Annotated in this window: 23 protein-coding genes; 13 read left to right on the top strand and 10 right to left on the bottom strand. The window is 69.9% G+C overall.

All coding sequences use genetic code 11. The features are described 5' to 3' along the window. The first annotated feature begins 80 nt into the window (after window positions 1-80). The 4 genes from ABZ857_RS02730 to ABZ857_RS02715 all read left to right on the top strand — a co-directional run bounded on the left by ABZ857_RS02730 (window position 81) and on the right by ABZ857_RS02715 (window position 4,518). Entirely contained in the window at window positions 81-1,589 is a 1,509-nt protein-coding gene (locus ABZ857_RS02730) for a serine hydrolase domain-containing protein (protein WP_357037379.1), read from the top strand. A gap of 28 nt (window positions 1,590-1,617) precedes the next feature. Further along, window positions 1,618-2,292 (top strand): response regulator transcription factor, encoded by a 675-nt coding sequence (locus tag ABZ857_RS02725; protein WP_357036402.1) that lies wholly within the window; start codon window positions 1,618-1,620, stop codon window positions 2,290-2,292. A 4-nt stretch (window positions 2,293-2,296) separates the two neighbouring features. Further along, the gene (locus tag ABZ857_RS02720; RefSeq protein WP_357036399.1) at window positions 2,297-3,952 is read left to right on the top strand and encodes a histidine kinase; all 1,656 of its coding nucleotides are present in this window, start codon (window positions 2,297-2,299) and stop codon (window positions 3,950-3,952) included. Window positions 3,953-4,122: 170 nt separating this feature from the next. Further along, a complete protein-coding gene (locus ABZ857_RS02715) occupies window positions 4,123-4,518 on the top strand; it encodes an ACT domain-containing protein (RefSeq protein ID WP_357036395.1) in 396 nt (131 codons plus the stop codon). Window positions 4,519-4,537: 19 nt separating this feature from the next. On the opposite strand, the gene ABZ857_RS02710 is transcribed toward ABZ857_RS02715, so the two are convergent. Further along, window positions 4,538-5,023 carry a DUF2000 domain-containing protein gene (locus tag ABZ857_RS02710; protein ID WP_357036392.1) on the bottom strand — a complete coding sequence of 162 codons (486 nt, stop codon included), beginning with the start codon at window positions 5,021-5,023 and terminating at the stop codon, window positions 4,538-4,540. A gap of 110 nt (window positions 5,024-5,133) precedes the next feature. On the opposite strand from ABZ857_RS02710, the gene ABZ857_RS02705 reads away from it, so the two are divergent. The 3 genes from ABZ857_RS02705 (at window position 5,134) to ABZ857_RS02695 (ending at window position 7,387) form a co-directional block, all read left to right on the top strand. Then, window positions 5,134-5,586, top strand: coding sequence for an Lrp/AsnC family transcriptional regulator (locus ABZ857_RS02705; protein WP_357036389.1), 453 nt, complete (start codon window positions 5,134-5,136; stop codon window positions 5,584-5,586). Between the two features lie 65 nt (window positions 5,587-5,651). Next, window positions 5,652-6,176, top strand: coding sequence for a SigE family RNA polymerase sigma factor (locus tag ABZ857_RS02700; protein ID WP_357036386.1), 525 nt, complete (start codon window positions 5,652-5,654; stop codon window positions 6,174-6,176). Further along, window positions 6,173-7,387 (top strand): hypothetical protein, encoded by a 1,215-nt coding sequence (locus tag ABZ857_RS02695; protein WP_357036383.1) that lies wholly within the window; start codon window positions 6,173-6,175, stop codon window positions 7,385-7,387. Before ABZ857_RS02700 ends, ABZ857_RS02695 begins: the two co-directional genes overlap by 4 nt. A 35-nt stretch (window positions 7,388-7,422) precedes the next feature. Here ABZ857_RS02695 and ABZ857_RS02690 read toward each other — a convergent pair whose 3' ends face one another. Both ABZ857_RS02690 and ABZ857_RS02685 read right to left on the bottom strand, forming a co-directional pair. After that, window positions 7,423-8,664, bottom strand: coding sequence for a sigma-70 family RNA polymerase sigma factor (locus ABZ857_RS02690; protein WP_357036380.1), 1,242 nt, complete (start codon window positions 8,662-8,664; stop codon window positions 7,423-7,425). After that, window positions 8,661-9,080 (bottom strand): YciI family protein, encoded by a 420-nt coding sequence (locus ABZ857_RS02685; RefSeq protein ID WP_357036377.1) that lies wholly within the window; start codon window positions 9,078-9,080, stop codon window positions 8,661-8,663. The genes ABZ857_RS02690 and ABZ857_RS02685 overlap by 4 nt, the downstream gene beginning before the upstream one ends. A gap of 156 nt (window positions 9,081-9,236) precedes the next feature. Between ABZ857_RS02685 and ABZ857_RS02680 the strand changes: the two genes are divergently transcribed. Next, window positions 9,237-9,938, top strand: coding sequence for a helix-turn-helix domain-containing protein (locus tag ABZ857_RS02680; protein ID WP_357036374.1), 702 nt, complete (start codon window positions 9,237-9,239; stop codon window positions 9,936-9,938). A 195-nt stretch (window positions 9,939-10,133) separates the two neighbouring features. Here ABZ857_RS02680 and ABZ857_RS02675 read toward each other — a convergent pair whose 3' ends face one another. Further along, a complete protein-coding gene (locus ABZ857_RS02675) occupies window positions 10,134-10,655 on the bottom strand; it encodes a hypothetical protein (RefSeq protein WP_357036371.1) in 522 nt (173 codons plus the stop codon). A 586-nt stretch (window positions 10,656-11,241) separates the two neighbouring features. Here ABZ857_RS02675 and ABZ857_RS02670 point away from each other — a divergent pair. Beyond that, window positions 11,242-11,469, top strand: a complete 228-nt coding sequence (locus ABZ857_RS02670) for a hypothetical protein (RefSeq protein WP_357036368.1) — start codon at window positions 11,242-11,244, stop codon at window positions 11,467-11,469. Window positions 11,470-12,721: 1,252 nt separating this feature from the next. Beyond that, window positions 12,722-12,913: a hypothetical protein gene (locus ABZ857_RS02665; protein WP_357036365.1), complete on the top strand. Its 192-nt coding sequence runs from the start codon at window positions 12,722-12,724 to the stop codon at window positions 12,911-12,913. Between the two features lie 1,266 nt (window positions 12,914-14,179). Here ABZ857_RS02665 and ABZ857_RS02660 read toward each other — a convergent pair. After that, complete coding sequence (locus tag ABZ857_RS02660) at window positions 14,180-15,154, bottom strand: WD40 repeat domain-containing protein (RefSeq protein ID WP_357036362.1); 975 nt, start codon at window positions 15,152-15,154, stop codon at window positions 14,180-14,182. 1,249 nt (window positions 15,155-16,403) lie between these two features. On the opposite strand from ABZ857_RS02660, the gene ABZ857_RS02655 reads away from it, so the two are divergent. Next, entirely contained in the window at window positions 16,404-16,901 is a 498-nt protein-coding gene (locus tag ABZ857_RS02655) for an NBR1-Ig-like domain-containing protein (protein ID WP_357036360.1), read from the top strand. Window positions 16,902-16,961: 60 nt separating this feature from the next. Here ABZ857_RS02655 and ABZ857_RS02650 read toward each other — a convergent pair whose 3' ends face one another. The 5 genes from ABZ857_RS02650 to ABZ857_RS02630 all read right to left on the bottom strand — a co-directional run bounded on the left by ABZ857_RS02650 (window position 16,962) and on the right by ABZ857_RS02630 (window position 22,925). Next, window positions 16,962-17,909, bottom strand: a complete 948-nt coding sequence (locus tag ABZ857_RS02650; protein WP_357036357.1) for a SpoIID/LytB domain-containing protein — start codon at window positions 17,907-17,909, stop codon at window positions 16,962-16,964. Window positions 17,910-17,945: 36 nt separating this feature from the next. Continuing rightward, a complete protein-coding gene (locus ABZ857_RS02645) occupies window positions 17,946-18,845 on the bottom strand; it encodes a peptidase inhibitor family I36 protein (RefSeq protein ID WP_357036354.1) in 900 nt (299 codons plus the stop codon). Window positions 18,846-18,886: 41 nt separating this feature from the next. Next, on the bottom strand, window positions 18,887-19,732 hold the full coding sequence (locus ABZ857_RS02640) for a peptidoglycan-binding protein (protein ID WP_357036351.1): 846 nt from the start codon (window positions 19,730-19,732) through the stop codon (window positions 18,887-18,889). Between the two features lie 603 nt (window positions 19,733-20,335). Then, window positions 20,336-21,520, bottom strand: coding sequence for a lipase (locus ABZ857_RS02635; RefSeq protein WP_357036348.1), 1,185 nt, complete (start codon window positions 21,518-21,520; stop codon window positions 20,336-20,338). A gap of 463 nt (window positions 21,521-21,983) precedes the next feature. Next, window positions 21,984-22,925, bottom strand: coding sequence for an AraC family transcriptional regulator (locus ABZ857_RS02630; protein ID WP_357036345.1), 942 nt, complete (start codon window positions 22,923-22,925; stop codon window positions 21,984-21,986). A gap of 101 nt (window positions 22,926-23,026) precedes the next feature. Here ABZ857_RS02630 and ABZ857_RS02625 point away from each other — a divergent pair, with 101 nt between their 5' ends. Both ABZ857_RS02625 and ABZ857_RS02620 read left to right on the top strand, forming a co-directional pair. Continuing rightward, the gene (locus tag ABZ857_RS02625) at window positions 23,027-23,968 is read left to right on the top strand and encodes an MBL fold metallo-hydrolase (RefSeq protein WP_357036342.1); all 942 of its coding nucleotides are present in this window, start codon (window positions 23,027-23,029) and stop codon (window positions 23,966-23,968) included. Between the two features lie 187 nt (window positions 23,969-24,155). Continuing rightward, window positions 24,156-25,802: an MFS transporter gene (locus ABZ857_RS02620; RefSeq protein WP_357036339.1), complete on the top strand. Its 1,647-nt coding sequence runs from the start codon at window positions 24,156-24,158 to the stop codon at window positions 25,800-25,802. The last annotated feature ends 71 nt before the right edge of the window (window positions 25,803-25,873 follow it).

Genomic DNA, 25,873 nt, shown 5'->3' with positions numbered 1-25,873 from the left:
CCCGCTGTGCCGCCCCTCCGGCCGCTCCTACCGTACGTGACCTGCGAACGGAAAGAGCTCGGAGGGGAAACACGGTGCGCATGCGCAGGATCGCCGCGATCGCCGGTCTGGCCGGTGGGTTGCTGCTCACGACGGGAACGACGGCGGTGGACGCCGCAGTAGACGCGGCGGTGGACGCCACGACGCGGGCGGCGCCCCCGGACGGACGGCCCGGCCTGACCGCGGAGTCCGTTGACCGCTACGTACGCGACTACATCCGGCGCACGGGCCTGCCCGGCGCCGTGGTGACGGTCGTCAAGGGCGACCGGGTCGTGTACGCCGCCGGGCACGGTCACACGGCCGGCGGCGAGGCGATCACCGCGGACACCCCCATGCCGCTCGCCTCGCTGTCCAAGTCGTTCACGGCCCTGGGGGTGCTGCGCCTCGCCAAGGAGGGCAGGATCGACCTCGACGCGCCGGTCCGGCGTTACCTGCCCGAGTTCACCATGGCCGATCCCCGGGCCGAGAAGATCACCGTGCGGCAGCTTCTCCAGCAGACCTCGGGTATGAGCGACCGGACCTTTCCCGAGTTGACGCTCCCCGCGCCGGACGACCTCAAGAGCGCCGTCGCGATGCTCGGAACCGCGCCGCTCGCCGCCGCGCCGGGCACCAGGATGATCTACCACAACCCCAACTACGCGGTCGCGGCACGGCTGGCCGAGGTGGTGTCGGGGACGCCGTTCGCCGACTTCATGGCCGCCACCGTGTTCACCCCGCTCGGCATGACGTCCACCCGGACGGTGGACACCACGGAGGAACTGCCCGGCGCGGGCGCCGGATACATCCGCGCGTACGGCCGGGTGATCGAGCGCGCGCACCCGAAGTGGTTCGTCAACGGCTCCTACGGGGTCGTCAGCACCGCCGACGACCTGGTCAAATGGCTGATCACGCAGAACGGCCACGGCGACGCCCTCCCCCGAGACCTCGTCACGGCCACCCAGACCCCGTCCGGCGTGGGCGGCAGCACGTACGGCATGGGCTGGTCGGCCGAGCGCACCGCCGGAGGGGCGCCGATGCTGCGGCACACCGGCTGGCTGCTCACGCACAACTCCGCCCAGACCCTGCTGCCCGGGAGCGGGTGGGGCATCGCCGTCGTCACCAACACCGGGATGATCTCCGGCGACGACGCGCTGATCATCAGCGACGGCCTGATCGACATGATCGAGGGACGGCCCGACGCGGGCGCCGTGCCCTTCACCACGAAGGCGGACCCCTGGCTGGGCGGCCTGTCGCTGCTCACCCTGGGCCTCGGCGTGGCCGGGGTGCGGCGTTCCCGCCGCTGGGCCCGGCGTCGCGCGCACCGGCCCGCCTGGCGGATGATCGCCCGTCTGGTCCCGTACGCGCTGCCGGTCGCCTTCTACCTCGGGCTGGCGGAGCTGGCCGGAGTGCTGCTGAACCGGGTGGGCGCGCTGGACCAGCTCACCTACGTCTGGCTCGCGCTGTACGTCTGGGCCGCCACCGGGGCGCTGGCCGCCGTGGCCGTCGTGGCCGCCCGGCTCGTCCACACCGTACGCTCCCGGCGTCGGGCCGTTGGTAACGTCCCCACATGAGCGGTAGGGCAATTTTGGGCAGAATGAGATGATTCGCGTCCTGCTGGCGGACGACGAGGCACTGATCCGCGCCGGCATCGCGAGCATCCTGGCCACGGCCGGCGACATCGAGGTCGTCGCCGAGGCGGCCGACGGGCACGAGGCCGTCGACCTCGCCCTGCGGCACCGCCCCGGCATCTGCCTGCTCGACATCCGGATGCCGCGGTTCGACGGGCTCAAGGCGGCCGCCGAGCTGCGGCGGGTCCTCCCCGAGGTCGCCGTCGTCATGCTCACGACGTTCAACGAGGACGACTACGTGACGAGCGCGCTCGGCTCCGGCGCGTCCGGTTTCCTCCTCAAGTCGGGCGATCCGCGCGAGCTGATCGCGGGGGTCCGCGCCGTCGCCGCCGGCGGCGCCTATCTGTCCCCCGCCGTCACGCGGCGGGTCATCACCCGCCTGCGGGCACGCCCGCTCGGCACGGAGTCCGCAGCCCGCGCCCGCGTGGACCGGCTCGGCAACCGCGAGCGCGAGGTGCTCGCGCTGGTCGGGGCCGCCCTGTCCAACGCCGAGATCGCCCGCCGCCTGCATCTCGTCGAGGGCACGGTCAAGGGGTACGTCAGCCAGATCCTCAGCCGTCTCGGCCTCCGCAACCGCGTCCAGGCCGCGATCCTGGCGTACGAGGCGGGTCTCGTCCCCGAGGCCCCGCTGGACCGGAGGGCGTGAGGTGGTGCGGCCGTCCCGTCTGCTGGACCTCGGGCTGTGGCTCGCGGTGTGCGCGCCGCCGGTCGCACTGGCCCTCGATGACGGCGACGCCCGGCGGGTTGCGGCGGCGGCCGTGGCCGTGCCGCTGTTCGGGGCCGCCACGGCGGTGAGCCGGAGGTGGCCGCTGGCGGCGCTCGCCGTACCGGTGGCGGTGAGCCTGGCCCTGGACGTGCAGATGTTCGGCCCCCTGGTCTGGACGTGGGCGGCGCTGGTGGTCTTCGGCTACCTGGCCGGGCAGAGGATGGCGAGCGCACGGCCGGCGCTGTGGTTCTTCGCGGCCGTCGCCCTCGCCGGGCTGCCCCTGTCCGCGCTCGTCCTGCGCGACCTGTGGGGCTGGCCCACGCAGCTCGCCACACTGCTGCTGGCGGTGGTGGTGCCCTGGCTGCTCGGCCGCTGGCGCCGCCAGCACGCCGAGCTGGTCCGCACGGGCTGGCGGCTCGCCGACCGGCTGGAGCGCGAGCAGCGGGCCGTGGCCGACCGCGCCCGCCTGCGGGAGAGGGCGCGCATCGCGGGCGACATGCACGACTCGCTCGGGCACGACCTGACGCTCCTCGCCGTACGCGCCGGCGCCCTGGAACTCGACCCCGGCCTGGACTCCCGGCAGCAGGCGGCCGTACGCGAGCTGCGTGAGGCCGCCGCGGCCGCGACCGAGCGGCTGCGCGAGATCATCGGTGTGCTGCGCGCGGACGACGACGAGAACACCGCCGTGCCGCCGCGTGAGGAGAGCGTCGAGACGCTCGTCGAGCGCGCCCGCGACTCCGGCGTGCCGATCGTCGTCGAGCACCTGAACGGCCACCTGAACGGCCACCTGAGCGACCACCTGAACGGCCACCTGAGCGACCACCTGAGCGACCACCTGAGCGGCACCGACGGCCTGCCTGCGATGACCGCGCTCGCCGTGCGCCGGGTGCTCCAGGAGGCCCTGACGAACGCCGCCAAACACGCTCCCGGCGCGACCATACGCGTCCGGCTCGCGTCCGACGACGGCGTCGTCACGCTCCGCGTGGTCAACGACCCCGCCCCCGGGGCGGCCCCGCCGGGCGTGGCCTCGGGCGGTTCCGGGCTCGTCGGGCTGGCGGAACGGGTGCGGCTCGCGGGCGGCGTCCTGCGGGCCGGCCCTGCCCCCGGCGGGGGGTTCGAGGTCGCCGCCGAACTACCCGTCGACGGCGTCCCTACGCCCCATGAGCATCCGCGGACCACAGCCGGCCTCGGCACGGCCGTGACCACTGCGGCCCGGGAGCTGGACCTCGCCCGGCGGCGGGTGCGGCGGCGGCTGGCGCAGGCGGCCGGGATTCCCGTGGCCGTGCTGACCGGGATCTTCGTGCTCCTGATCCCGTTGAGCTTCGTCAGCTCGTCGTTGTCGGTCCTCGACCCGGCGGCGTACGAGGGGCTGAAGGTGGGCGAACCGCGCGACGACGTGCGGTCCCGGCTCCCCGCGTTCACCAGGGACGGCCCGCCGGACGGCGCTCCGGCTCCACCACCGGGCCAGGACTGCGACTACTACACCATGAAGACCGATTCCGCCCGCGCCTACCGTCTGTGCTTCGCCGGCGACCGGCTCGTCTCCAAGGACGTCGTCTCCAAGGACCTCGTCCCCAAGGACCTCGTGCCCGCGCCGTGACAACGCGCCCCACCGCCAGGATCACCGCCCGCGCCGGCCGCCGTCCTGGAGGCGCTCGCGGCCCAGGCCGCCGTTCACGCGGGCGGCTTGTCGAAGGGCGGCGGCTTGTCGGAGGGCGGCTACTTGTTGGAGGGCGGCGGCTTGTCGGAGGGCTCTGCTACACACGTTCCATGACTTCACCCGCCGCCCAGCAGCTCGGCATCGTGCCGTCCGTGTTCGCCGTCCAGCACCTGCCGCAGGCGACGTTCCCCGAAGACGACGACTGGATCGCGCTCGTACGCGCCCCTGAGGGCCTCACGGTGGTCCGGGAGACCTGGCCGACGGGGTCCGGCGACCGGTGGATCGGCCTGTACGGCGGGGGCACGGAACACGGCCTGGACGTCCCGGGCATGCTGGCGGCCATCGTGGGCCCCCTTGCCGAGGCGGCCATCTCGGTGTTCGTCGCCTCGACCTTCCACGCCGACCTGGTCCTCGTGCCCGAGCCGAGGATCAAGGAGGCGATCGCCGTCCTGGAGCAGGCCGGACACCGGGTGGACACCCGCCACCTGCGCGCGCCCGACTCCTGACCGCCCCGGGGATGCCGGGTCACGGCATCAGGGGCAGCTTTCCCACGATCTTGTCCACCCGGTTGCGCGGTCCGACCACGCCGACCGCGTAGTACTCGACGTCGTCGGCCGCGGTCTCCTTCATCGCGGCGAGGTAGTCGGCGTAGACCCGCGTCCGCTGGGCCGCGGCGGGCATGTCCGCCACGAAGCACCCGGCGGACGAGGCGGCCTTGGCGCGGATGGCGCGCAGCGTGGCGGCGTCCGCGGCCAGCACCGAGCACCCCGCCCAGGGCAGGCCCGGGTGCGCGCCGCCGTCGGCGTCCACCGCGTCGTCGCCGAGGAGCCCGGTCACCGCCGTCGAGGTCGCCGCGGCCACGCAGACGGCGGCGTTCACCGCACGGCCCGCGGGAAGGTCGCGGTCGACCACGATCACCCACTTCAGGCGGGCCGAGCGGGTCGGGAGGGCCGGGTCGATCTCCTCGGGGGCGAACCCGACACCCGAGGTCGTCTGTTCATCGGCCGTCATCCCGATCTCCTATCCATGCGTTCGGGTGTACGCCGAAGATGCTAGGCACCCGTACGATTGACATGCAAGGAATCCGTACTTGTATCGGAAGTAAGGGCGTGCGGTCGGGCATGGACGAACTTGATAAGGCGATCCTGGCGGAACTGCAGTCGGATGCACGGAAGACCAACCGTGACGTCGCCGCCGCGGTCGGGGTCTCGCCGACCACGGCACTCGACCGCACGCGGGCGCTCCGCCAGCGTGGCGTCATCCGGGGAGCGATCCTCGACGTCGACCTCGCGGAGATCGGGCGCCCGGTCCAGGCCCTCATCGCCATCCGCGTGCGTCCCCCCTCGCGGCGCAACATCGAGGGCTTCCGCAACTGGGTCAGCACGCTCCCCGACACCCTGGGCGTCTACGTGACGACCGGCACGGAGGACTTCATCGTGCACGTCGCGGTGCCGGACAACGCCAGCCTGTACGCGTTCGTGATCGACAAGCTCACCGAACGGCCCGAGGTCGCCGACGTCCGCACGTCGATCGTCTACGAGCACATCCGCAACACCCGGATCAGCCCCGTGTAAGTGAGCGCCGTCGGCCCAACCTTCGGACACCTCCCCGGCGTCGGTAACGGGTGAGAGGAGTCAGCTTGGACCGCAACGACAGCTTCCGTGAGTTCGTCACGGCCCATCAGCAGTCGCTGATGCGCACGGCGTACCTGCTCACGGGAGACGCCCACCTCGCCGAGGACCTGCTGCAGAGCGTCCTTCTCAAAGTGCTCGGGCGCTGGCGCAGGCTGTCGCGCATCGACAACCCCGAGGCGTACGCGCGCAAGGCGCTGCTCAACCAGCACATCTCGTGGCGGCGGCGCCGGGCCGGCGCCGAGCTTCCGAGCACCTCGCCGCCGGAGAGGTCCTACTCCAGCGAGAACACCACGGTCGTACGGCTCGTCATGCGCCAGGCGCTGATGCGGCTGCCGCCGCGGCAGCGGGCGGTGATCGTGCTGCGCTACTACGAGGACCGTACGGAACGCGAGACCGCCGAGCTGCTCGGCTGCTCGATCGGGACCGTGAAGAGCCAGGCCCACCACGCGCTGGCCCGATTACGTGATCTGGCGCCGGAGCTCGCGCCGAAGTTCGCCGAACTGGAGACCATGCAGGAGGGACGCCGATGACCTGGCTGCGCGACGTGCTGGACGATCTCGCCGACGAAGCCCCGCACGTGGACCTGGCCGAGCGGACCATCGCCATCCACGAGCGCAGGCGGCAGACCGCCGTCTCCCTCATCGCGGCGGCGCTGGTGATCGTGACCGCGCTCGGCGCGACGGCCGCCGTACGGCTGCTGCCCGCCCAGCCGAGGCCCGCCGCGAACCCGGGTGCGGTGACCGACCTGCCCGCTCGCGGAGTCGGCCCGCTGAGTCACGCGTACAAGACCTTCTGCCTGCCCGAGAGCGGGCGGGCACCGGCGGGCTGCAGGGACGGCGAATGGAGGGTGGTCACCCGGACCGGCAGGACCTACCGCGTGCCGCAGGCGCTCCCCAGCCTCGACGCCTACCGGAGCGTGGGGCTGCGGGACAGCCCGCTGGCGATCAGCGGGGACGGTCGCAAGATCGCCTACTACGGCGCCAGGGAGCAGACGTTCGTGGTCCGCGACCTGGCCTCGGGCGAGCGGCTCACGGCCCCGGCCAAGATTCCGGAGGCCTGGCTCGGCAGCGTCTCCCACCTGCTGCTGTCCGCCGACGGCCGCTTCCTGGCCTTCACCAAGAACCCGGCGTTGAAAGATCCGGCCATGATCGTCGACATGCGCGAACGCATGGTGCGCCCGCTGCCCAACGGCTGGAACCCCATCGGCATCTCCGACGACGGCGGCACCATCACCTTGGCGCAGTACTCACCCAAACCGCGGCTGCGGACGATGTCCCGGCTGTGGGCGACCTCCACGGCGGGCAACACCACCACCGCCGACCTGCCGGGGAGCTACTTCTTCAGCCCGCTCGCCCCCGACGGGACGACCGTCATGGCAATCGAGAACCTCAGCACGCAGACACGGCCCTGCCGCCACGGCGACCTCGTACGTCTGGACGCGCGGACGGGCAAGACTCTCAAAACGGTCCCCTTGCGCGGGCTGCCCGCGGATGTCTCGCAGATCTCCTTGCGCACGTGGCGGGGCGCCACCGAGGTGACCGCCCTGACGACGTCCGTCCGATGCAGACCGGCGTCCAAGGACGATGGGCCCGCCGAACCGGAGGAACGGCGCGACCCGCCCTACCTGACCATGACCGCCTACGCGGTGGACGTCGGCACCGGCAGGGCCCGGAAGATCGCCACCTACACGGCGCAGGGCTTCTTCGAGATCGTCCTGCCCGGCCCGGCAGGCGCGCTCTGACCTGGGCATTGTCCGCTGGTGACCGCCCGCTCGGGTCAGCTCCAGCTCAGCCGTTCGTGCAGCAGGGCCTGCTGGGCCGGGTTGGCGGTCAGCGCCAGGGCGCGTTCGTCGCACGCCCGCGCCTCACTCGCGTGACCGAGCGCGCGCAGCAGCTCGGCGCGGGCGGCGTGCAGCAGCGGGTAGCGGGACAAGGCCTCCTCCAGACCGGCGAGCTCCGCCAGCGCCGCCGCCGGCCCCCGGACGTAGCGCAGGGCGACCGCCCGGTGCAGCCGGGTGATCGGCGACGGCGCCACGGCCAGGAGCATGTCGTACAACACGAGGATCTGCGCCCAGTCGGTGCACTCGAAGCTGCCGGCCTCGGCGTGACAGGCCACGATCGCGGCCTGCAGCTGGTACGGCCCCGGCCGGCGATGGGCCCTGGCGGCGCGTGTCAGCAACGCGGTCGCCTCGGCGATCGCGGCGCGGTCCCACAGGTCGCGGTCCTGGTCGGCCAGCAGCACCAGGCGTCCATGGGAATCGAACCGGGCCGCGCCGCGCGCCCGATGCAGCCGGATGAGCGCGAGCAGCCCGGCCACCTCCGGCTCGCCCGGCATGAGGCCGGCCAGGAGCCCGGCCAGCCACTCGGCGTCGTCGACCAGGTGGCGCGCCTCGGCCCTACCGCCCGCGCTGGACAGATAGCCCTCGTTGAACAGCAGGTAGACGACCGCGAGCACGCCTGCCAGCCGCTCGGGAAGCTCCTCGGCGGCCGGAACGCGGTAGGGGATGCCCGCCTCGGCGATCTTCCGTTTGGCGCGGGTCAGCCGCTGCGCCACCGTCGTCTCCGACACGACGAAGGCCGCGGCGATCTGCGCGGTGCTCAGCCCGCACACCACCCGCAGGGTCAGCGCGATCCTGGCGGCCGGCGACAGCGCCGGATGGCAGCACGTGAAGATCAGCCGCAGCCGGTCATCGCCTTTCCCCGGCTCTGGCCACGGCAGCTGCGCCAGCTTGGCGCGGTAGTTCGTCTCCCGCCGCAGCACGTCCAGGCCACGCCGGCGGGCCACGGTGAACAGCCAGGCGTCCGGCCGGTCCGGCACGCCCTCGACCGGCCAGCGGCGCAGCGCGGTCTCCACGGCGTCCTGCACCAGGTCCTCCGCGGCGGAGAAGTCGCCCAGCAGCGACACCAGCCGGGCCGCGAGGCGGCCCGCGTGCTCACGCACCACACGGGTGAGCGCCTCGCGGCTCTCCACACTCCCGCCTCGCGCCCGGCCGGCGCCCTCGCGGTCTGGTCCGATCACGAAACCGGGCGGATCTCCACGACCGGGCACGCCGGCCAGGACCTGACCAGGTTCAACGCCTCGTCCAGATCCGCCACCTCCACCTCGGCGTAGCCGCTGACGACTTCCTTGCCCTCCACGAACGGCCCGTCGGTGACGACCGGCTCGTCGCCGAGACGTACGGTGGTCGCGGTGTGCGCCGGCGCCAGGTGGGCGTGATGCGTGATCTTGTCCGAGTTCTCGGCGAACCACCGGCCCACCGCCTCATAGGCGGCGTCGCGCTCGGACTCGTTCATCGCCTCCAGTCGCTTGGCGAACTCCTCGGTCTCCACGAACATCAGGACGTACTTCATCCTCGGCCCCTTCTGCGGGTTGTCGGTCACCAGTCGAGCCGGCTCATCGTGGGCTCCGGCCGAGCCTTCGTGAACCGCCTCCATCAGTAAGACGATCGGCGACAGGCCGCACACGACGCCATGATGAGGTGACCGACGTCGAAGCGATCGACAGACGTACCACGATCGGGAAAAATGGCCTGGGCCGCCCGCGTGATCGTCTTCCGAGAGCCGCCGGCACTTGAGGGGGGAGCAACCCGGATGGGCCTGGACATCGAGAGCCGGTCGTCCGACTCGCCGTACGTCGAGCGGGTCTGGCGGAGCAGCAGCCATGACGTGGAGCGGATGACGGCGGTCGCGACGGCGCATTGGGATCTGGTCTTCTGGGAGCACCGCGGCAAGGTCAGCGCATCCGTCCAGGGGCCGGAGACGAAGGCGAGCCAGGCCCCCGTACCGGAGGACGCCACGTTCTTCGGGATCAGCTTCTCCCTCGGCACCTCGATGCCCCATCTTCCACTCGGCCGGCTCGTGGACGGGGGCGTGGAGATTCCCGACACGACGCGCAGGTCCTTCTGGCTGAAGGGGTCCACCTGGCACCTGCCCGACTACGACAACGCCGAGGCGTTCGTCCAGCGGCTGGTGCGTGAGGGGGTCGTGGAGCGCGACCCGCTCGTCGCCGCGGTGCTCCGTGGCACGTCACCGGACGTGTCCGAACGCACCGTGCAGCGGCGCTTCGTGGCGGCGACCGGGCTCACCCGGGGTGCCGTACGGCAGATCGACCGGGCCAGGCGGGCGGCGGTCCTGATCCAGGAGGGCGTGCCGGTCCACGACGTGATCCACCGGCTCGGATACTTCGACCAACCGCACCTGGCACGGTCCCTGAGCCGCTATATCGGGCGGACCGCCACGCAGTTGAGCGATCGGAGACCGGCGCAGCCGCTGTCACTCCTGTACGCGACCTGACCACTCGCCCTGCCCGTTCTCGATCCGAGCGTCCTCCCATTCACGGCCAACGCCCACGTGGCCATGAACCGCTCGCCCATGCCGTACGACCGCACAAGGTGCCAAAGACGTTCCGACTGCCGCATGTCGCTCCTTCGTCGGTCGCCCACATGATGCCGGAGACGCGGCGCGGCAGCCGTACGGCTCCGCGGCCTGTCAGAAGTGCGTGGTGACGCCGAACGTCGCTCGCAGGCTCGCCATGTCGTGCAGGTCGCGGTCCCTGGGCTCATAGCCCTGGTGGAAGGCGACCTGCTGACCGACGGACAGGCAGCGCACCCGCGCGCCCTCGATCCTGCCCGCGACGAAAGCCGCGGCCGGGTAGTGGAACGCCGCGCCGCGGTCGTCCAGGTGCTGCACGGCCGAACCGTCCTCCGCGAAGTGCAGCGGATGGAGATCGAGCTCGTGCCCGCGGCCGTCGTCCATGACGAACCTGGCCGGCCGCCCCGGCACCGCACCGGGCCGCTCGGCGTACCCGAGCGCCCCCAGCTCGCCGATCACCAGCGGCTCCTGCTCGGCGCGGTGGAGCAGGTCGAGGTCGTGATGCTCCCGGGTGACGCGCCCGACCAGGACGTCGATCCCCCAGCCACCGGCCACCCAGACCTCGCACCCGGCGGCGTCCAACGCGTCCAGCACCCGCAGCATCTCGCCGATCGGCAGCACCGGTCCCCAGCCCCTCATCTCGATCTTGGGGCCACGTTACCCTCGGGAAACCCCGATCCGCGATCAGGTGCGCACCGTGCTCGACGCGTAGCCGACCTTCGCGCGGCGAACCGCACTGCTCACCTCCCATACCGGGTGCTCGTACTCCTCCTGGCTGAACCGACGGTGACGCGGCGCCCCGATCGACGCCTACGCCGCGGTGAGACAGCGCTGTCCGGGCGTGCCACCACAGGTGCCGAAGGCGCGCGACGATCTCGTAAAGCGATCCGCGCCCTCCACATAGCCCGCATGGTCAGGCACGTACCGCCACCTGCTCCCCTCGGCTGCGTGAACAGATGCGCCGGCAGTCACGCGACGCTCTGCTCGGCCGCGCGTTCGGCATCCACCTGGTGCTGTCCGGTCAGCGGATCGGCTGGCCACATCAGCTGGTTTCGGTTCCGCGGGTGTCCCGGCCGAGCTCCTTCAGAAGCCCGAGGAGGGCTCTGTCATCCCACATCTGCGCGAGCATCACGGCCAGGCCTCAATGATGATCGAATTCGATGGGCCAGAAAAGGCCCGCCAGGCTGGTTACCTGGCGGGTCTTCGTTGTTGAGTGGAGCTAGAAGTGGCGGTGGTGGTGGTGCCGGTGACCGGGGTGGTGACCGGGCTGGTGACCGGGCTGGCGTGCGCGTTGTTCCTCGGCGCCGCCGCCGCCACCGCCGCCGCCACCGCCGCCGCCACCGCCGCCGCCGCCGCCACCGCCGCCGCCGCCGCCACCGCCGCCGCCGCCACCCTGGTCAGGGGTCTGAGGCGTGAGAACGGCGTGGTGTGCAGGACTCGACGTCAGCAGTGACGAGAACGCGTCGTGCGTTGCGGCGGTCTCTGAAGCGCTGGCCACTGACGTGTTCGCCGGGCTCGCTACGGCTGAGGCTTGGGATGCCTGACCCAACCCCAGAGTCAGGGCTCCGATGAAAACCGCGCCCATCGCAGAGAGTCGCTTACCCGCCATCGGCGTCTCCTTTCGGTTTCGCGCGACGATTTCGGGTCGCGCGACGATTGCCCTTACGACCCATCGTTAGCCCGGACGCCGCAAGACGTCCAGATGAGTTGACGCGGACTTGCAGGATTTCGCGATCCCGCCATGCTGATGGCACATATCTGCTTTGGATGACCGCCGACACGGTTTACCTGCCCGATGCGATCACAGGAACTCTCGGAGTGACAACGAGAACACATCCATCGCAACACTTGGCATCAGCCGATCAGATCTAGCCGGACCGACTTCGCCCGGTCCCGCCATTCGCGCTGACGATCATTCCGGCTTTCCTTGATTGATTGACGGTTGATGCGGTTCTCCGCACTCGATGTATGCACAGAGACGCTCCCACTCACTTGTTTTCGAGATTTTCGAACGCCGCCGCAAGCCGTTCACGCACCGCTCCGCCTTCCGTAGCCATTGGAAGTTGCCGCCCGCACACCGTGTGCCGGGGCGACGACCGGGTTGGACCTCGAATCCGTGAAGGCGAACTGCTTGTTCTGGGGGAACGCGTTCGAGTCGGAGTCCTGCCAGTGATCTACGCCCCGGCCGGCCTGCCGATCACTTGGGCCCTGGCCACCCCGAAGATCACGGACGCCGGGTCCACGTTGGTCGGCCGGATTGTGGCCGAACATGCGGACCGCGGGCAGCTTCCGAAGTCGGCCGGCGACGAGTGGTGACGCAGGTTGTTGGACGGGGCGCCCGAGGAATCACCGAAAGAAGTCGTACGGGTGATCCGCCGAGCCGGTGAGGCTGGGACGGATGTAGTGATTCTGGAAAGCTCAACTCCGCTGGCTCGTGACGCCAGAGCGAGGGTGCCGAGGAAGGGCCACGCGGGCGGGGGGCGGAGCCCCTGGGGTTCTTTGCTGTGAGTGCTCGGCCAACTGGGCCTGGTCACCCCGGTCCCGGTGGTCTTCGAGTGTCTGGTGTTCCGCCTTCGGGCTAGGTCGTGTCTGACAAATCATGGCCCTGCTGCGCGTGGCCGAGGCGGCGCCTCGCGGCGGTGCCCCATCCACACTCACGACGGGCGGCATTTGTCAGACACTCCCTAGCGGCCGAGGTGGTGGCCGTGGTCATGTCGGTGGTGGTGTCACCCGCCGCCGCCGCCACCGCCACCGTCGATACCGCCGCCGCCACCGCCGCCGCCGTCACCACCGCCGCCACCGCCACCGCCGTCACCACCACCGCCGCCACCGCCGCCCTGGTCAGGGGTCTGAGGCGTGAGATCGGTGTGGTGTCCAGGACTCGACGTCAGCAGTGACGAGAACGCGTCGTGCGCTGCGGCGGCCTTCGAAGCGCTGACCACCGACGTGTTCGCCGGACCCGCTACGGCTGAGGCTTGGGATGCCTGACCCAACCCCAGAGTCAGGGCTCCGATGAAAACCGCGCCCATCGCGGAGATTCGCTTACCGACCATTACTGTCTCCTTTCGGTTTCGCGCGACGATTTCGGATCGCGCGACGATTGCCCTTACGACCCATCGTTAGCCCGGACGCCACAAGACGTCCAGATGAGCTGACGCGGACTTGCAGGATTTCGCGGTCCCGCCATGCTGATGGCACATTTCTGCTTTGGATAACCGCCGACGCGGTTACCTGCCCGATGCGATCACAGGAACTCTCGCAGAGACAACGAGAACACCCCTCGCAACACTCGGTATCAGCCGATCAGAGCGAGAGCCTGTCTGACAGATGATCACGGCTGGTGCGGTTGCACGATCGTCGTGGTGAGACGTGATGAGCTGACCTACAAGGCCTGGCAGCGGATCGAGCCGTTACTGCCGGCCACGGACGGCAAGGGCCGTCCGTGACGCGATCACCGGCAGATTATCGATTCGATCTTGTGACGGCTGCGGACGGGCGGCCCGTGGCTCGACCTGGTGGCTCCCACAGCGGCTTCCAAAGACCGGTGTTCTACAGGCATCGAAGCCAGGCGACCCGTGGATATCCGCCCCCGTTCGGTAGCTCCATCCATCGATAACCCGCCTCGACCCGGGCACCGATGTTCCTGGTCTCTCCTTCTCCCCACAGGCATACAGGGCGACCACCGATGTGGAGCATGCCGTCGCGACCGGTCCACGGCACCTCGGCTGGAAGCTGCACGGCCTGCCCGCCGTCTGGGGTGAACGAGCCGCCACTGCCGTCGGCAACGAGTTGGGCATACCCCTCAGCAGGGATCAACGAGACCTTTCCAATGGGCAGGTTCTGCGCCACCACGCCCCCGAAAAGGGCGGCACCGGCCACGATCGTGGCGAGAAAAGCAGGCCGTATCGAAACTGCGCGTGTGAGTGAACGGGGCAAGCGGCGGGGGAATGACATGTCGGGACTGTAGCGCGCTGCGAATCCGGTCAACAGGTTATGCCTCTCCCGGTCGTCGTACTACCGAGCTCGCATTCCCTCACCGCCTACCAATCCGACAAGCGCCTTCGGCACGATAGGCCTCCTCAGGATCGCCTTTCGGCAAAACGCGGCGGGTTCCGAGCCCCCGCACCGAGCGCCGGACATGGCAAGGGGGTGGACAGCCGTTCTCAGCCTCCTTCTCGACCTCCGTCCTGCCGGGAACTTCGAGGTTCCGGCCGTCTTCCACCCGGAGATCCGGGGGATCCGTGGGCGGCGCTTGCGCCATGAGGTCCCCCAGGCGGTGTCGGGCCGCCGATCTGCCTGCGGGTCCGCAGATCCCATAGCCGGACCGTGCCGTCCTCGCCGCCGCTGAGCAGCACCTGGTCGCCGTTCAGCACGCCGGCCGCCAGCGCGGTCACCGCTCCGTGATGCTGGACGGCCAGTTCCGCCAGGACCGCACCACTGACAGGATCCCGCAGCTGGATTGGCGCCCCGGAGACCTGGCCCGTGACAAGGACGGATCGCTCGCCGTCGAAGGCCGCGGTGAACGAGGGGAAGCGGGAGAGCCGGTCCTCCTGCCGGCGCTCGATGGGCAGGCCGATCCTCTGCCGGCTTTCGAGATCCCACCGTTTCAGGCCGTAGTCGGAGCCGGCGGCGAGGGTGGGCCGTCCACCGAGGGTGAAGACCTGGAAGCGATCGAAGCTCTCGGCCTCGTCGTCGGCGATCAGGACGCCGCTGGACTTGCGGCGGGTGGCGAGGTCCCAAAGCCGCGCGTCGCCGGGGTCGTCCCCATAGCTGTCGACGGCGACGACGAGGATCGACCGGGAGCGCATCGGCACCGACGCCAGCGCGGTGATCTCCCTGTCCGTGCCGGTGTCCAGGCGCGCGGCGAGTGTGCCCGAGGCCGGATCCCAAATCCGGACACGGCCCCGGCGATCGCCGGTGAACAGCGCCGGAGATCCCCGCAGGGTGCCGAAGGCGAACGCGGAGACGGGCGCCGGAACGTGGAGCAACTCCTCGCGGGTGTCGAGATCCCACAGGCGACCGCCGTTCCTGCCGACGGCGAAGACCGCGGACCGGCCACCCAGCTCAACGACGGCGGCGCGGTCGCCGGGCAGCGGGTCCGCAGCCGGCTCCAGCGTGGGCAGCCACCAGATCCTCACGCGCCCCTCAGTCCCTGCGGTGACAGCCACCGGCCTGCCCCGCAATCGACCGAAGGCCACAGACCGGACATTGACCTGCTCATCGGTATGGCCCTCACCGATCGACGTGCGTACCGGAACGCTCGACGATGCCGGACTCTTCTCCGCGGGGGCACCGGATGCGTACCTCGGAGCGGGCGTCTCGACCACGGAGGAGCACCCGGCGAGCCCGGCCACGCAGACACCGACGACCAGGATGGCGACAATCGATCGCCGCAGAGAAAATCCGTATTGGGTGAACCGCAGCGCTGTCGCCGGCTTCTTCGGACGCCCTGATGCCTCGTTCGCCGGCCTAGCGGTTTCACCGCGCAAATGAACCGCCTTCTGGCCTGCTACTGCGGCAGCGTCAGCTTTTAGGCCCTGCAGAGTAAGCCAAATGATCCCATACATGTAGCGGACGGCAAGCTTGCCGTGCCTCGTGGCCACGGACCGGTGGCGTCGAGTGGGGCTGGGTGTGATCCCGTATTCACCCCTGGCCGGCGGGGTTCTCACCGGCAAGTACAGCGCGACGACCTGACCGCGGCGAACGTCACGTCCGACGATCGTGGGCGCAGGCCACTCCGCACCCTGCCGCGGCGAGCGAGGCGCAGGAGGACGTATGCGAGATGCTCCCGTAAGCTTGAGCGGTTACCGTGGGTGCTGTTAGCTTCACCCGGTGGACGACATGCCTGCACGGGCGGAGGCGATCGAGGACTTCGCGGCGGCACTGCGAGAACTTCGCAAATCGGTCGGCAACCCACCTTTCCGAGAAATGTCTGGTCGGTCGGGGGCGATCTCACACACGACGTTGCACGAGGCCACGAAGGGTAACCGGCTCCCGAGTTGGGAGACCACCGTCGAGTTCGTCAAGGCGTGCGGCGCAGACCCGGCCGCGTACCGCGAACGCTGGGAGAGGGCGAACCTGGCGGTCAGATCGGCGAGCGCCGGAGATCCTTCAAACCGCGCGGGCACCTTGGGGGCCCGTCCGCCCGATGGACGCGGAGCCTCCGCCACGAACGTCGCGGACGGTCGTACCGTGCACAGCGCCACCGGGTCGCAAGCCCCACGGTCGGCTGGTGAGACCTCGGCATCTCCGCCTGCGCCGCCAGCGCCCGACGAGATCGCGGGCGACGTCCAGCCGGTCCCCCCTGCGACAGGGGGCCGAGGGCGACTCCGGCCGACCCGCCCGGCTGCGGCCGCGCTCGCAGTAGCGGCCGTCGGTGTGGCGGCAGTGGTCCTCGTCGCGGTCGCCGTCAATCGTGGCTCCGGGACCGACGGGCACACCGTGAACGCGTCCGAGAGCGAATCGAAGACCGGGCTGTCGGCAGCCGACTGCCCGGTGCGCGCCACCAACCCTCCGTCGAGCCCGCCTGCGCACGAGGGTGATTCGGCGAAGTTCATCGGAGACATCACGCTGCCCGACTGCACACGCGTCGGCCCCCGACAGACCGTGACCAAGGTATGGCGGCTCAAGAACGCCGGGACCGTGCCGTGGAAGGGATATTCGTTGCATCGCCTCGACCTCCCGCAGCAACCTGATCAATGCCAGACCGTCTCCGACGTACCGGTCGAGGACACGCGACCCGGAGAGATGGTCGACATCCGGACCGACATCACCACGCCAAGCAAGCCAGGCCTGTGCTACGTGCGGTTCAAGATGATGGAGGGGTCGGGACAGGTCGCGTTCCCGGGGGGCCGGCCACTCAACTTCCAGGTCATCGTCGACTGACGCCTGTTCCCCGCCGTGCATGACACGGCGGGGAACCAGGGGCGGACGGTATCCGGGGGTTCAGGGTTCGAGAACGATCCCCTTGTAGTAGTACGTGAGGATCCTGGAGTAGCTCCAGCCCGCATTGGCCTTGTCGCGAGAGCCGGTCTGCGACATCCAGTCGCCGGTGACCCAGTGGCGGCACGCCGTCGTCGTGGAGCAGTACTGGGCCTTGAAGAGCTTCCCATTGCGTGTCATCCGGGTGCCCCATGTCGCGTCCACCGCGGCGTTCGTCGCCGCCGTCGCGGAGCCGGGCTTGTACATCTGGCTGGACGTGTCGTCGGAGACGTCGTAGCACTGGCCGCTCGGCGTCTTGCTCGCCGACCTCAGCGCCCAGTACCAGCCGAAGTGCTTGACCGCGATCGCCCCGGCCCTGAGAGACTCCCTCGGCCAGTACGACCGCCACTCGTTGGGCAGGACGTTCTTGATGTAGGTCTTGAACTCCACCCGGTCCACGCGATCGAGGGATTTCCGGTAGACGAGGATCGTCGTGGGCAGCTTGCTGTCCGTGCCGTCGGTCTTGCACCCGGTCGGCGGTGCGGAGCTCAGGAACTGGTGGGAGGCGTTCTGGTTCTTGAGGCCGGCCTTGAGGTTGCCCTTGGCACCGGGCGCGAAGTCCTGGTAGACGCTGCCGCCGTAGTTGCTGTTGAAGTAGACGCGGACGGTCTTACTACTGCGGTTCCAGACCGAGGCGGCGGCGTTCTTGACGCACTTGCCCTTGCCCGTGCCGGGTCCCTTGAAGTCGAAGCAGGAGGGCTGCCGGGTGCCGTAGTCACCGACGGGCCCGGTGAAGTCGGAGAGCGACCCCTGGTTGCCGCTGTTGAAGTAGTAGCAGAACTCGCCGCTGTCGCACACGCCGTCGCGGGCGGCCGCCGAGGCGGGCGAGGCGGTGGCGAGCACCGCCCCGCCAAGCACCACCGCGGCCGCCGCGGCTAGAGGCGAGATCAGCCGTGCAGTTCGTGGAGACACAGTTGCCTTCCTTCTCGTCACAGGCCGCGGTGTGCGTCAGCGGACGTTGTAGCCTTGGGAGATCCAGAACGAGTTCGGGTTCGGGTTGCTCAGAGTCGAGTCGCGGACGCTCTTGGCGGCGCGCGTCTGCCGTCCAGGGCGCATCTCGACGTGGGTGTGCGCGACATCCCTGGACGACACCCCGTGCCACGCCTCGTCCGCGATGATCTGGCCGCGCGAGATCTGCTGGCCCACACGCAGCGAGGACAGCGGAGCGGAGTGCAGATAGATGATCGTCTTGTTCAGCGAGGCGTTGTAGATGGCGATCGTGGAGAGCCCCGAGGCGCCGTTGCGCCCGTGCACGAGGTTGATGATCTGACCACTCACCAGTGCGTGGACATCCGAATCCACGCTGCGGGTGATGTCGATGCCCTCATGCCGGCCGGAGGTGTGGACGTAACCGTCGAAGCCGCAGCTGACGTAGCCGCCGCCGGCCTGGTACAGCGCGTACGACATGTTGACGCGCCCCGATGACGGCGACGGGCCGAACTGGTGCGAGGCGTTCTGGTTCTTGAGGCCGGCCTTGAGGTTGCCCTTGGCACCGGGCGCGAAGTCCTGGTAGACGCTGCCGCCGTAGTTGCTGTTGAAGTAGACGCGGACGGTCTTACTACTGCGGTTCCAGACCGAGGCGGCGGCGTTCTTGACGCACTTGCCCTTGCCGGTGCCGGGTCCCTTGAAGTCGAAGCAGGAGGGCTGCCGGGTGCCGTAGTCGCCGACCGATCCGGTGAAGTCGGAGAGCGATCCCTGGTTGCCGCTGTTGAAGTAGTAACAGAACTCGCCGCTGTCGCACACGCCGTCGCGGACGGCCGCCGAAGCGGGCGAGGCGGTGGCGAGCACCGCCCCGCCGAGCACCACCGCGGCGGCCGCCGTGGTGAGGATCTTGTCAAGCGTTCCCATGGTGTTCTCCTTCGTGTCTGTGCAGCCTGGGTTTCGGATGGTCAGCGGCGCTGGTACTCCTCCCATGTGCGGATGGTCACCTTCGGGCCGTCGTCCGGGCCGCGGCCGGCGAGCCCGTTCAGACCGAGGTAGTAGTCACCGATCTGATGCTGGGCCTGGCTGGACAGGTCGGTGTCGTTGATGGCGGCGGCGTGGATGTGCCATGGCCAGTCGGCTTGATCGGGGCTGCGCACCCATGCCGCGAAGCCGACACGTCGCAACGCGCGGACGACGGCGATGCGGGTGGCGGAATCCATCCCCTTGACCGAGATGTCGACGACGCCACCGCCGTCGTGGGTGCCCGCGGACGTGGGGTCGCCGCCGGGGTTGTACGACCCCTGCAACAGCACGAGGTCGCGGCCGAGCAGCCGCTTCGCCTCGACCAGCATGCTCCGCGTGCGGGTGTCGATGACGACGCCGCCGGCGGACACCCGGGCACCCGGCCCGATGAGGTGGGTGACCGTGAAACGGCCGGCTCCGAGCCTGGTGAGCGACGCCTCGCCCGGCAGGCCGTTGGCGGCGAGACCAGTGAGGCCGAGCGACCTCTGGAACTTCGCGAAAGCGACGACCGTTGTGGTGCCGAAGTAACCGTCCACCCACTTCGCGTCGAGCAGGTGCCGGTCGCACAGCGCCCGCTCGACGAGGAGCACGCTGGCCTTGGCGCCCGGGGTCAGCGTGTCGTCAGACCGCCGCGGGTCGATCTGGGCCGCCTTGACAGTGGCTTCCATGTTCACGCTCGGAAGGGCCCTGACGTCGGCTGCCTGCGCCGCCGACATCCCGGACGCTGCGGTCAGGCAAGCGAGCAGGGCGGCCACCCCGAGGGCAGCGGGGCGTGGCGGCAGCTTCATCGTTTCTCCTGGTGTCGAGCGCTGGCAGGTGATTCCTGCGGCGGATCCACGGTTTCGGATCGCTCACGCTGTCCACAAGGAGATCGTGTTGTCAGCCTGTTCGACAGGCTCTCCGTACAGGCGTACGCGGCGCCTGACAGGCAATCCCACGGCGAGCGAGACGCACAGCCGACGTGGGGCGGTGCTCGGGCAGGTCGACGCGATCAAGCGTCACAGGAGCGGGTACAACGCGGAACGCCTCCAGGCCGGCGTGGATCGAGCTCCGGCACTCGGGGGCCTCGTTGATGCTCGCCCAGGAGACGCCGCTGCACGTCGTCTCCGACGTCCTCGGACACGCGAGCATGGCGATCCCAAGGACGTGTACGGACACCTCGTGGACGGCGACAAGCGAGCGGCGACGGAGGCCATTTCGAGCGCTCTACCGGGCCGGCCGAAACGGGTGGCTCCCACAGACACGGAAGACCGTGTGAAGCCCGGAAACGCTAAGGCCCGTTACCAGGTTTTCCCTGGTCACGGGCCTTCTGCGAGGTGCGCGGCCGAGAGGACTCGAACCTGCGGGACCGTCAGCGAGAGCTGATCAGGCGGTGCAGCCGCGCTTCCGCTCTAACGGGCGATCACCTTCACCTCGGGGAACCGCGAGGAACGCCTGTCGAGCAGGTGGCCTTTGCGCCGTAGATGCAGATCGAAGAAGGCCATGGTGTAGGCGCGGGTGACGGCCACGGAACGCGCCGCCGGCAGTGTCCCGTTCACCGCTCGCAACTGCTCCTTTGACAGGCCGATCACCGGGGCCGCCTGCTCGTACAGCAGCGGCAGGTCGGTATAGGAATTGTGCTTGGCACCCTTGGTCTTCACGTGCAGCCGCCAGCCCTTCAGCCGGGACCAGAAGGCCTTCTGCCCGCGGATGGGCTTGTCGAAGATCTCGGCCTCCATGAGCATGTACGGCTTGGTCAGTCCTTTGGCGGCCACCTTGCCGATGGCGGGTCCGTCCAGGTTCAGAACCGCCTTGACCCGCCGATCCTCCAGCATCGTCGCGGCGGCCGTCGCTCCTCCCGCGGAATGGCCGAACATGCCGACCCTGCTCAGGTCGAACGCGCCACGCAGCCCCTCCGGCAGCTTCCGGCCTTCAACATCGGGGTTGCGCCCCTTGTTCAGCTCCTTGAGCTGGTCCAGCACGAAGCGCGTGTCAGCCACCCGCACCTTGATCTCTTCGGCCTTCTCGTCAAGCCGGCTCACCGGGACCGGCTTCAGGACATGGCCGGTGACCGTGCCGTTGGGGAACTCCACCTCGCCGGCATCGCCCGGATGATCGATCGTGACCACCATGTAGCCCCAGCTGGCCAGTTCTTCGACCGTGGCGGTGTTCATGGAACGGTCGGCGCCGTTGCCGGGTGAGAACAGTACGACGGGCAGCCCTCGGCCCGCCACACGGGCCCCTTCGCGGCCATGGGTCGAAGGCAGGCTGACAGCCGCAGGCGAGAGGCTGCTGTTGCGGTAGAAGGCCTCGGCGGCGCGGGCCGGCAGCCAAGGCGCGGCGGGGTGGCCGTCCGGACGACGCGTGGGGTACCACAGGCTGATCATCAGCTCACGCCGGTCATGTTCCTTGATCCATGGGTCGGCCCTGGAGCCGTCACGCAGGTGCAGCGCGACAGTGCCGATCTCGCGTGGACCTGTCGGCTGGGGCAGGGCCACAGTGACGGGCTTTGACATGGCCTGTACGGCGGGCCCGGTGAGCAGAAGGCCGACCACCACGGCAGAGGCCACGCCCCGTCTGAGCAATGCGCGATTCATAACGGCCACGCTAGGGAGGCTCGCTGTCCGGAAACTCCCCACCGGAGATGACTTTGGCACTCATACGAATGAAGGAAGCACCTGTCCGGCCGGAGGGGAGGTTAAGGCCAACTTGAGCTTGACACTGAGGGCACTCCCCGCTAGAGCCTGTACGAGGTTCGGATCTGCAGGCCGGTCAGAGGCTTCGGATCCACAAGACGGCTCCGCGTAGGCGCCGGCCTGCCGGACAGCTGTCGGGCGTCTTGTCGAACCGGAAGGCCGGCCCACTGCCACTCCTTGATTCGATGGCGCGGTCCGGGTCGCCAGGTCGACCTCCTTGGGCGCGCTCAGCAGGTCGCCCAGCACCGCCGACATCCGCTCATTGCGCTGGAGCATCTCGGAGGCGTCCAGCGCCCGCGCCTCGGCCGCGAAATGGGCGATCGGCCGGAGCGCACGCACCATCGGGGCGATCTGGGAAACCACATCAGCGCGGGGAGGCGTCGGACGTCCCGTGCCGGCCCGTGACCTCTCGATACCGCCCCGGTGTGGTGCCGAACTCCCTCTGAAAGGCGTGGGAGAGTGCGTACGGGCTGCCGTAGCCGACGCGGTCGGCGATGGTGGCCAGGGTTTCCTTGGTGTCGCGGAGCAGGGTGGCGGCCAGGATCACGCGCCACCACGTGAGGTACGCCATCGGCGGGCGGCCGACCAGGGTGGTGAACCGGCGCGCCAGCGTGGGGCGGGAGACGCCCGCCTCCGCGGCCAGGCGCTCGATGCTCCACGGCGCGGCCGGTTGCGAGTGCATCGCCCGCAGGGCGGCGGCCGTCACCGGGTCGCCCAGTGCGCTGGGCCAGGTTCCGCTGGTGGTCTCGGTCATCCAGGCGCGGATCATGTAGACGAGGAGGAGGTCGAGCAGGTTCGGGAGCGCCATGCAGGAGCCGGGCCGCACCTCGTCCAGCTCGCCGGCGAGCAGGTCGATCGCGGCGCGGAGTTCGAGGTGGGTGCCTACGCGGCTGGGAAGGTGGACGACCTCGGGCAGCTCCGTCATCAGCGGGTGCATGCGGCTGCAGTCGAGCCAGTATTTGCCGCACAGTATCTCCGTCCCGTCGCGGTCGGGCCGGGCTCGCGGCCCCGTCGCCCCGAGCCACTGCTCGAACGGCACCGCCTTCCGCGCCGCGACTCCCGCGTCCAGGGGAGAGTCGGCGATCACATGGCCCGTGCCATGAGGCAGCAGCACCGCGTCACCCACGCCGAGGCACACCGGGGCGCCGCCGTCGGTCAGGAGGCAGCAGTTGCCCTTCAGGACGACGTAAAAGCCCGCACCCTCGTACGGGTCCAGCCGCGCGCACCAGCTGCCGCTCGTTCGGACCCGGTGGAACCACGGGTGCCCAAGGTGAACGGCGGAGATCGCGTCACTCACCACATCCATCCGCCCAGATTATCTCTCGTATAGGGCGTGAGACGGATTCGTATTTTGTTGAGCTGAACGCGCATTGAGAGGATCGTCCGCCCCTTCTTAGGGTCGTGCCCATGATGAACGGCAACGAGAGTGCGCAGAGCATGACCCTCGGGGATGTCGAGGTCATCCGGGTCGTCGAGTGGCACGCGCCCTTCCTGCCCCCCTCCGATTTCTTCCCGGAAACTAGCCCCGAGGTGTGGAAGGACAACGAGGACTGGCTGGCGCCGGACCACTGGGAGCCGAGCAGCGGCCTGGTGGTGACTGCCCTGCAGAGCTGGGTGCTGCGCAGCGGTGGGCGGACCGTCCTGGTCGACACCGGAGCGGGCAACGGGCGCGAGCGACCGGGCATGGGGCCGTTCCACCAGGCCCGGAGTGATTTCCTCGACCTCCTGGCGAGGGCCGGCGTTCGCCCGCAGGATGTCGACGTCGTGGTCAACACCCACCTGCACGTGGATCACGTCGGCTGGAACACCGTCGACGCGGACGGGCAGTGGGTACCGGCGTTTCCCAACGCCCAGTACCTCATTCCGGCCGCCGACGACTTCCACTACGGCCCGGACAACGCGTACGGCAACGGCGCGCATAAGGTCGACCGCCTGATCTACGAGGACAGCATCGCGCCCATCCACCAGGCCGGACAGGCCGTGCTGTGGGACGGCCACCACCGCATCGACAAACACCTCACCCTGGAGCCCGCGCCCGGCCACACGCCCGGCTCGTCGGTGCTGCGACTCGCCTCCCGCGGCGACCGGGCGGTCTTCGTCGGAGATCTGCTGCACAGCCCGGTGCAGATCCTCGACCCCTGCCTCAACAGCAACGCCTGCCTGGCCCCCGAACAAGCGGCGGCCAGCCGCCAGCGAATTCTCGGGCGGGCGGCCGACGAACGGGAACTGCTCGTCCCCGCACACTTCGGCGGTGCGGGCGCCCTGGAAGTCCGGCGGAACGGTGCCGGGTTCGCCCTCGGCTCATGGGCAGCAGCCGGCCCGGCGAGGGGATCCTCCGCCTCTGAGTGAGGCGTGTCCCCACGCCACCCCACCCCACCCCACCCCGCTCGCGAGCGCGAACGCGAGGCACGCAACGCCCCGGACGGACGGCGCGACCGTCGCCACCTGGCCCGGCCTGTGGACTTTCACGGGCCGAGCCAGGCGAATCCGGCATCCCATACGAAACCACACGCCCCCGGCCTGGAGACCGTCCCTCATGACACACACGTCGACCGACCCTCCCGCGGCCAGAGCGAGCGGCGCTCTCGTCCCGGTGCTCGCCTTCGTGGGCATCGTGGTCTCGGTGATGCAGACCCTGCTCATCCCGGTGCTCAAAGACCTGCCACACCTACTGGGCACCGAGCCGGACAACGCGACCTGGGTCATCACCTCGACCCTGCTCGCCGGCGCCGTCGCCACGCCGATCATGGGCCGCCTCGGCGACCTCTACGGCAAGCGCCGCATGCTGGTCCTCAGCCTCGCGATGATGGTCGGCGGCGCACTCGTCAGCGCCCTCACCAGCGACCTCTACGTGATGATCGCAGGCCGGACCCTCCAGGGCTTCGTGATGAGCGCGATACCCCTCGGCCTCGGCCTGATGCGCGACCTGCTCCCCCGCGAGAGGCTTGGCCTGGCGATGGCCATGATGAGCTCCTCCATGGGCATCGGCAGCAGCCTCGCCCTGCCCGCCGCGGCCCTGGTCGCCCAGCACGCCGGCTGGCGCGCCCTCTTCTACAGCTCCGCCGGCCTCGGCGTCTTCTGCATCGCCCTCACTCTCCTCGCCATCCCCGAGTCCCCGGCCCGTGCGCAGGGCACCTTCGACGTTCGCGGCGCGGTGGGGCTGTCCGCCGGTCTCGTCCTTTTCCTGCTGCCGATCACCAAGGGCGGCGACTGGGGCTGGACCTCCGGCGCCACCCTCGGGCTGTTCGCCGCAGCGGTGGTCGTCCTCGTCCTGTGGGGCGTGATGGAGCTACGGCTCAGGACACCGCTGGTGAACCTGCGCACCACGGCCCGCCCCGCGGCGCTCTTCACCAACCTCGCCTCGATCATGGTCGGCGCCTCCTTCCTGGTCGTCTCGCTGGTTCTTCCCCAGCTCCTCCAGTTGCCGACGAGCACCGGCCACGGCCTCGGCCAGTCCATGGTGGTCGCCGGCCTGTGCATGGCGCCGCTCGGCCTGACCATGCTGCTCACGGCCCCCGTCTACGCCCGGCTGTCCGCGGCACTGTCCCCCAGGGCCGCCCTGATCCTCGGCATGGTGATCATCGCGCTCGGCTACGGCGCAGGCCTCGGGCTGATGAACGCCCCCTGGCAGAGCCTCGTCATCACGGCGATCCTAGGCGTGGGCATCGGCCTCGCCTACTCCTCCCTCCCAGCCCTGATCACCGACGCGACCCCCGCATCGGAAACGGGCTCGGCCAACGCCGTCAACACGCTGATGCGCTCGATCGGCTCCTCGGTGGCCAGCGCCGTCATCGGCATGGTCCTCGCCGGCACCGCGCACCAGGTGAAGGGCGTCACCGTCCCCACCCTGCACGGCTTCCGCGTTTCCTTCCTGATCGCGGCGGGCGCGATGGCGATCGGCCTGCTCACGGCCCTCTTCTTGCCCCGGGCCCGCCCGCCCGGCCGGCCAGGGCACCGGGCCGGCGGCGAGGAGGACGCCAAGGAGCCGGCCGGATTCAGCCGCTGTCGGCGTCCAGGTCGGGCGGGCAAGTCCGGGGCGAAAGGCGGGCATACGGCTACGCGCGGCAGGACCGCCGCTGGTCACCGTCCTACGACGACGTCGGGCAACGCTCCTGATCGCGCCGCCGCCGCGAGCCCCGTCGACATCAACCACTCCACGCACCACAGATCATCCAGTGCGTGACGAACCGCAGCGGAGATGCCGTGTTGTTCCAGGCGACGCCGGTGACATCTTCGCGCTGGGGAACCTGAAGC

This window comes from Microbispora sp. NPDC046933 (genome assembly GCF_040644635.1).
Taxonomy (GTDB): domain Bacteria; phylum Actinomycetota; class Actinomycetes; order Streptosporangiales; family Streptosporangiaceae; genus Microbispora.
The sequence above is the reverse complement of the archived record's forward strand: the minus strand, read 5'-3'. Positions and strand labels throughout refer to the sequence as shown.

Bases quoted from the DNA above. Each gene is read 5' to 3' on its own strand.
- ABZ857_RS02705 (WP_357036389.1), top strand. From the start codon at position 5,134: ATGGACGAACTTGATAAGGCGATCCTGGCGGAACTGCAGTCGGATGCA.
- ABZ857_RS02710 (WP_357036392.1), bottom strand. From the start codon at position 5,023: ATGACGGCCGATGAACAGACGACCTCGGGTGTCGGGTTCGCCCCCGAG.
- ABZ857_RS02620 (WP_357036339.1), top strand. From the start codon at position 24,156: ATGACACACACGTCGACCGACCCTCCCGCGGCCAGAGCGAGCGGCGCT.
- ABZ857_RS02645 (WP_357036354.1), bottom strand. From the start codon at position 18,845: ATGGGAACGCTTGACAAGATCCTCACCACGGCGGCCGCCGCGGTGGTG.
- ABZ857_RS02715 (WP_357036395.1), top strand. From the start codon at position 4,123: ATGACTTCACCCGCCGCCCAGCAGCTCGGCATCGTGCCGTCCGTGTTC.
- ABZ857_RS02695 (WP_357036383.1), top strand. From the start codon at position 6,173: ATGACCTGGCTGCGCGACGTGCTGGACGATCTCGCCGACGAAGCCCCG.
- ABZ857_RS02640 (WP_357036351.1), bottom strand. From the start codon at position 19,732: ATGAAGCTGCCGCCACGCCCCGCTGCCCTCGGGGTGGCCGCCCTGCTC.
- ABZ857_RS02630 (WP_357036345.1), bottom strand. From the start codon at position 22,925: ATGGATGTGGTGAGTGACGCGATCTCCGCCGTTCACCTTGGGCACCCG.
- ABZ857_RS02625 (WP_357036342.1), top strand. From the start codon at position 23,027: ATGATGAACGGCAACGAGAGTGCGCAGAGCATGACCCTCGGGGATGTC.
- ABZ857_RS02685 (WP_357036377.1), bottom strand. From the start codon at position 9,080: ATGGAGGCGGTTCACGAAGGCTCGGCCGGAGCCCACGATGAGCCGGCT.
- ABZ857_RS02680 (WP_357036374.1), top strand. From the start codon at position 9,237: ATGGGCCTGGACATCGAGAGCCGGTCGTCCGACTCGCCGTACGTCGAG.
- ABZ857_RS02635 (WP_357036348.1), bottom strand. From the start codon at position 21,520: ATGAATCGCGCATTGCTCAGACGGGGCGTGGCCTCTGCCGTGGTGGTC.
- ABZ857_RS02675 (WP_357036371.1), bottom strand. From the start codon at position 10,655: ATGAGGGGCTGGGGACCGGTGCTGCCGATCGGCGAGATGCTGCGGGTG.
- ABZ857_RS02730 (WP_357037379.1), top strand. From the start codon at position 81: ATGCGCAGGATCGCCGCGATCGCCGGTCTGGCCGGTGGGTTGCTGCTC.
- ABZ857_RS02725 (WP_357036402.1), top strand. From the start codon at position 1,618: ATGATTCGCGTCCTGCTGGCGGACGACGAGGCACTGATCCGCGCCGGC.